The following is a 6086-nucleotide window of genomic DNA, read 5'->3' as shown; positions in this document are numbered from 1 at the left end:
GCATCATCAAAGTAACCCATATACTCTTCATCATTGAAGCAGATATTAATAGTGTGCTGTGCACCGTCTTTAGAGGCCAATAAAGTCTGAGCCGTATTAGGCCCAAAAATATCATCCAACATTTTATAGTTCTCTTGACTTTCAAGGGTTTCATTGTTTGCCTTTAATTGCTCTTTGCTCCAGCCAAAACCTTCCATGTCCGGACCCAAACAATCTGCACAAGCTATTTTAAGGCTGACTAGGTTATATCCAGAGGGGCACTCAAAGTCTGTGCCTTCAAAAGGATTAAGCGTGGAATTTAGTGTAGCTTTTTCCTTACTCACTAAAACAGGTTGATCAGAAGGAGTACCAACCTGTGAAGTGTTGTTTCCTTGCCCATGGACCCAACTGGGTAATGAATAAAATGTTTCTTTTGTTGGTTGGGTTTGTAAAGTTGTTGTATTTGAATCTGTACTTGTGCCTGGATTAGAAGTATCACCACTATCATCTGCTGAAGAAGTAGTCGAAGTGTTGTTATGGTTTTCTCCCTGTTCACTAGTAGCTTCAGAGTCTGTCTGAGGGGCTCTTTCTGCCATAGCATTAATATCATCAGGGCTTGGAACAATAACTTTACCGTTGCCTGTGTTGACCAGAACGGCACGCTGTTTAGCAGTAAGTCCTGCCATGCCATCCAAGTGCCCTTGAATCCAAGTAAAAAAGTTTTGTTTATCGGGCTCACCATTATCATCAAGCACATGAACTTTCATGTAAATATCACTGGCACCTTTTGAGTCGGTAGAAAATTTAACCTCATTAGTCCCCTTTAGCTGAGCTTTTTGACCCGTAGGGATAATGCGCTGCTCAGCATTAAAAATAATTTTTTCTTCTTCGGGGGAGTTAGCATTGATTTTTTCTCCAACGGCTGACGCGTACAATCCAAAACTGTACTGCAAGCTTTCTGGCAAAAAGTTAGCTGCCGCTGTTTTTTGGTAATAGGCGGTGACTTGATCGTTGTCAATGCTTGAATCAATTAAGGGGTATACTGGAACTTTAATACTGCTCAGATCAACTGTATCATCAGCATGGGCTATGGGGTTAATGCCTGCCAGCATATTAGCAAGGTTTTGCTTTGCCCAAGCCAAGGATAAAGCTTGAGGTTCACTCAGCACAGGTTTCATTTTGGGAGCATAGGCTATTTTTTCTGCAATCAAAGTGTTATCGGTGATCCAGCCATAAATTTTGGGGTCATCAGCTGTTTTTTGGCAATAATTTACCCATTGAACAATGGGCTCACTCTTTCCCGCCACAATTTCCTTACCTAGATCTTCACCAAAAATGGCTTCGGTAAGAACTTCAAAATTTACTTTATCACTTTCTTTGGTGTCTTTCTGTTTCTCGTCCAGTAAGGTGCGAACAGCATTTAAGTTTAAAGCAAGATCACCGGAGATGTGCGCAATTTTATGAACAGCAGGACTTTCGCCGCATTCTTTTGCTACTTTACTAACAAACGAACCAAGCGCAACAGACTCTCCAGATGAAAAGCTCGCAGAAGCCATGGCTTCTTTGTCAGCTGCATTATTGCCAGAATCCCCCGTTTTAGTGCTACTGCCAGGGGTTTTCTTTTTAATAGAAACACTTTGGAAATCACCGTCTCCATTGAGCATGCTTGATCTTTCTTTATCCCCGGGTTTTGAGAGTGAGCAAGCAGATAAGCTGGCCGCAATGACAAGCATAGACAAGTTGTGGATCTTTAGTTTTTTCATCATACTATTTTTTTTTATTGTTTGATTGTTTTTCATGGTTCCCTACCTAATTTTTACTCACCATACACTATTTTTCAGCAAAAATTAACTTTTTGAAATCAAGCTAAAGACCTTTTTTAATAGGGTTTTAGCTTGATTTGTGCTCCAAAATAAGTCGTGCTTGTTATATTTTTGAGCCACAATAATTTTTTGCTGCAAAAATTGTTGCATTTGTCAAGTTACCGATAAAGGTTGATTGAAGTGGAATTGAATTCTCCACACTACAAACTTTTCTTGATCAAGGATGCGTTCACCGGTTTCTTCATTGAATAAAATGGCCAAGGGCGCTTCACCAAAAAAATTAACCAATTGTGCTACATCACAATAAATTTCAATAGGTTCTGTGGTCATCATGGTATTGCCAGAGCGTTCAATAACACCGCGCACATTGCACCCTGTTTTGGGTGTGGTACCATTGGTGGATTCAAAACCGGTAAGCGTAATCACGTTGCCATTAACCTCACCCACTAAGCCAGCAAAATCAGGTGGTTGAATGAGACCTTTTTCAATGACTATTTCTGGGGTGGCCAAAACATGTAAATCATAGCTACCTGCCATCTCATAAAGCAGTGTGCTTTCCTTCTCTTCACTCTGTAGGGTGACCTCCATCATGGTTTCAAACAAGTCTTTTGGGATGATTTCAAAGTGATTGTTGGGCACTTGTGAAATGATCATTTGATCACCGCCTTTGTTGGTGGTGAAAAAGCCAAAATTAACGCCATGGATGCCGGCATGAAATTCTTTTAAAGCAAACTCAATGCGCATATCGCCTTGAAAGGATTCCACAGCAAGAGGCTTATCCGGAGGATCAACTTTTAAGCAGCTACTTACAGTAAGCATTAAGCCAAAGATTAAACCTTTTTTTAAACACGATAATATAAGCTTGTGTGTTTTCATGCGCCATGCTTTAGCAAAAAACGCAAATTATTGCAAAGCGTTATTTTTTGTAAAAACCCCGTGTTTTCTAAAAGTCAAGCCTTTAATAACGCTTAGTATCATAAAAACTTGACAAAAGTCTTTGCAAAACAGGTGTTTACAGCATAAACAAACAATTGTGGAATCAGAGTTACAATCGGTTGACGTTGAAGCCTTGGCCAAAAGCCATTATGAAAACTTTCCTGTGGCACGGTTTGTTCGGAAAGATTTGAAATCAGCCATCTACGCCATCTACGCTTTTGCTAGAACTGCAGATGATTTTGCTGATGAGCCAGAGTTTGCAGGCAAACGTTTACAGTTATTAGGGTTGTGGCGGCAACAATTAAAAGAATGTACTGAAGGTAAAGCAAGTATCAGTATTTTTAAAGCCTTGTTACCCGTCATTCAAGAAAAGCATTTACCGGTACAATGGTTGAATCAGCTGTTGGATGCCTTTGAATATGATGTCAAACATGCAAGACATAAAAGCTTTGAAGATTTGATTGCATACGCGCAGCTGTCTGCCAATCCTATAGGACGATGCGTGCTGTTTTTGCATGGCTATGATAATGAAGTTTTATATAATAAATCAGATGCTTTATGTACGGCCCTGCAGTTAAGCAATTTTTGGCAAGACATAAGCGTGGATGCGCAAAGGCAAAGGTTTTATTTGCCCCAAGACATGTTAAAACACTATCAATGCACAGAACAACAAGTGGTAGAGGGTCAGTTTAATCAGGGTTTAAAGGCTCTGGTACAAGACCTATGTGATAAAACCCAAGACTATTTTGATCAAGCGCAAGGTTTAGCACAACAGTTGCAATTTCCCTTGTCCTTGGAAGTTGCTTTAACGAGCCAGGGTGGACAGGAAATATTAAAAAAAATTAAAGCGCAAGATTACAATACGGTCAACACCAGACCAAAATTGAACAAGGGTTCTTTTATAAAATTATTATTTAAAAGTTTATTTCTATCTTTTCAAAGGACCACAAAAAAAATATGAGATTGTTGGTATGTCCTCAAAGTTAAGTATGCAAGCACGATCAAAAAGAAAAAAATCCAGCTTTTCTAGAGCGTTTTGGGTGGTGAATGCCCAACAATTTTGGGCCTTAGAGACTTTGTATGCTTTTTGTCGGGAAGTTGATGATATCGTTGATGAAACACCCAATATTCATCGTGCAGCTAAAGACTTGCAAGTGTGGGAAGATTTTTTATTAAAAAAAGTTCCTCCCAATACAGAGTTACAACAAGATGTAGCCCAAATGTTGTTGATGTTTCCACAATTAAAAGTGGCAGATTTATTATGGATTATTAAAGGTATGCGCAGTGATCTTCACAAACATAGATATGCCAGTTGCCAAGAGCTTTTAAATTATTGTGATAGCGTTGCCAGTGCGGTGGGTTTGGCAATTTTAGCCATTATGGGGTTGAATCGTGAACACTATTATGACTTTGCTTTAGCCACAGGTAGAGCCTTGCAATTGACCAATATTTTGCGTGACCTTAAAGAAGATGCGCAACGGGATAGAATCTATGTTCCAAAAGAAATCCTTCAAGCCTTTGGCTGTCATGAGCAACAAGTCTTAAGTGGTGATGATCATAACGGATCCTTGATGAAAATGATGATAAGGATGGACAAATGGGCGCAAGAAGAATATGAAAAATCTGAACGATTTTTATTTGAGCATATAGACGATAAGGTTAAAAGTTTGCCTGCACAGATTATGCGTAAAACGTATCGATGCTTATTAAAAAAGATACGTAATAAAAAATACACGGTTTATACATATAAAATTAAACTGAGTATGTTAGACAAAATGTATGTATTGATGTGGTCTGTTTGGCGCTACTGTAGTTATCAAGTGAAGCGATATTGGGCAAAAGCTTGATCGATCATAAGGTTAGATTAACCAACCTTTAAAAATAGTAAACCTTGTTTAAGTCTATTGTATATAGAGTATGCAGAAACAGATGTTGATGCATGAGTTGGGTGAGATTGTTATGAAAAATGAAAAAATTTGGGATTGTATCGTTGTTGGTGCGGGTGTTTCAGGCTTAGCCTGTGCAAGCAGCTTGGCTAAAAAAGATAAATCAGTATTGGTGTTAGAGAAGTCTCCTTTATTAGGAGGGAGGACTTCATCTGTTTTTAATAAGCGTGCAGCAACAGTGCTGGATAACGGGCAGCATATTCTAATGGGCTGCTACCAAGAAACCAAACGTTTTTTAAAACGTATTGGATCAAGTCAAGATGTTCAGTTTTTAGAGCAAGAGCCAATAGTGATTAAAGGTTTAGAAAAACAGGGCGTTTTTTCTATGGGTAGAGGCGCGTCGTCATGGAACTTACTTTGGGCCATGATAAAGTTTAAAGCCATTCCATTTTTTGATCGGTTTAAAGTAATCCAAGTTGGCAAGGCCCTAAAACAGGAAAAAACAGATCATTTAAGAAGTAAAACGGTTAAGTCCTGGTTGGAAAGTCTTGACCAAAGCCAAGCTTTGCTTGAACGTTTTTGGGAGCCTCTGTGCTTGGCAACACTGAATCAAAATATGGAGCAAGCCTGTGCAGCAGAGTTTGCGGTGGTATTGAAAAAAACATTTTTAAGTTCTGACCCACAAGCCAATAGTATTGGCTTGTGCACAAAGGGCTTAAGTGAAATCTTTGGCCTACCGGCAAAGAAATTTATTGAAAGTAAGCAGGGTAAAATACTCAATCGTAGTGCAGTAATATCCTTTTATAAAACCCGTGAGAAAATATATGAGGTTGAAACAGATAAAGAGATCTTTTTAAGTAAAAAGCTAGTTTTGGCTTTGCCACCAGATCAATTATTCTTTTTAGCCAGAGAATCACGAATCAAAAAGCTATTGGATAGCTTACGTTATATTACCAACCTTAAAGCATCACCGATAGTGACGATTTATGTGAAGTTAAAAAAACAAGAAGACAAAGCCTTGTTTTTTGCAATTAATGACAAACAATCTGCAAAGATGGTGGGCTTTTGGAACAGTCCTTTGCATTGGCTATTTGATCGACCAAGCTTCATTGAGGAAAAGGGAGATCAATACATCAGCATGGTCCGTTCAGCAGCAGATGCATGGCTTGATAAAAAACCCAGCCAGATTTTTTCTGAAGTGTGTAAAACCTTGGATACCTTGTATGGGATTGAATTTAAAAGCATGGTAGAACATTATTCTATCCGTAAAGAAGCCAAGGCTACTTGGGTTTTAAAAAACCTGCGTTACAAAACCAATGTTAAAGAGAGAACTTATGACCCAGACTTGTATTTGTGTGGTGATTGGCTAGATATTGAATTACCCAGCACGATTGAAGCTGCAGCCAGAAGTGGACAACGGGTAGCCAAGCATATTTTAAGGCATAGCAAAAATAAGTAGGAT

5 protein-coding genes are annotated in these 6086 nt (G+C 38.8%); 3 read left to right on the top strand and 2 right to left on the bottom strand.

From position 1 onward, the window contains the following. Both MRY82_01570 and MRY82_01565 read right to left on the bottom strand, forming a co-directional pair. A partial coding sequence (locus MRY82_01570) for a hypothetical protein (protein MCI5071616.1) occupies nucleotides 1-1778 on the bottom strand: 1778 nt, incomplete at its 3' end. Between the two features lie 177 nt (nucleotides 1779-1955). After that, on the bottom strand, nucleotides 1956-2678 hold the full coding sequence (locus MRY82_01565) for a hypothetical protein (protein ID MCI5071615.1): 723 nt from the start codon (nucleotides 2676-2678) through the stop codon (nucleotides 1956-1958). Nucleotides 2679-2835: 157 nt separating this feature from the next. On the opposite strand from MRY82_01565, the gene hpnC reads away from it, so the two are divergent. The 3 genes from hpnC to hpnE all read left to right on the top strand — a co-directional run bounded on the left by hpnC (nucleotide 2836) and on the right by hpnE (nucleotide 6083). Continuing rightward, nucleotides 2836-3699, top strand: coding sequence for a squalene synthase HpnC (gene hpnC, locus MRY82_01560; protein ID MCI5071614.1), 864 nt, complete (start codon nucleotides 2836-2838; stop codon nucleotides 3697-3699). Between the two features lie 10 nt (nucleotides 3700-3709). Further along, nucleotides 3710-4585, top strand: a complete 876-nt coding sequence (locus MRY82_01555; protein MCI5071613.1) for a squalene/phytoene synthase family protein — start codon at nucleotides 3710-3712, stop codon at nucleotides 4583-4585. Between the two features lie 70 nt (nucleotides 4586-4655). Then, nucleotides 4656-6083 (top strand): hydroxysqualene dehydroxylase HpnE, encoded by a 1428-nt coding sequence (hpnE, locus tag MRY82_01550; protein MCI5071612.1) that lies wholly within the window; start codon nucleotides 4656-4658, stop codon nucleotides 6081-6083. Nucleotides 6084-6086 lie beyond the last annotated feature (3 nt).

It is taken from the genome of bacterium, assembly GCA_022763185.1.
GTDB lineage: Bacteria > Bdellovibrionota_G > JALEGL01 > JALEGL01 > JALEGL01 > JALEGL01.
The sequence above is the reverse complement of the archived record's forward strand: the minus strand, read 5'-3'. Positions and strand labels throughout refer to the sequence as shown.

Bases quoted from the DNA above. Each gene is read 5' to 3' on its own strand.
- MRY82_01555 (MCI5071613.1), top strand. From the start codon at position 3,710: ATGTCCTCAAAGTTAAGTATGCAAGCACGATCAAAAAGAAAAAAATCC.
- hpnE (MCI5071612.1), top strand. From the start codon at position 4,656: ATGCAGAAACAGATGTTGATGCATGAGTTGGGTGAGATTGTTATGAAA.
- MRY82_01565 (MCI5071615.1), bottom strand. From the start codon at position 2,678: ATGAAAACACACAAGCTTATATTATCGTGTTTAAAAAAAGGTTTAATC.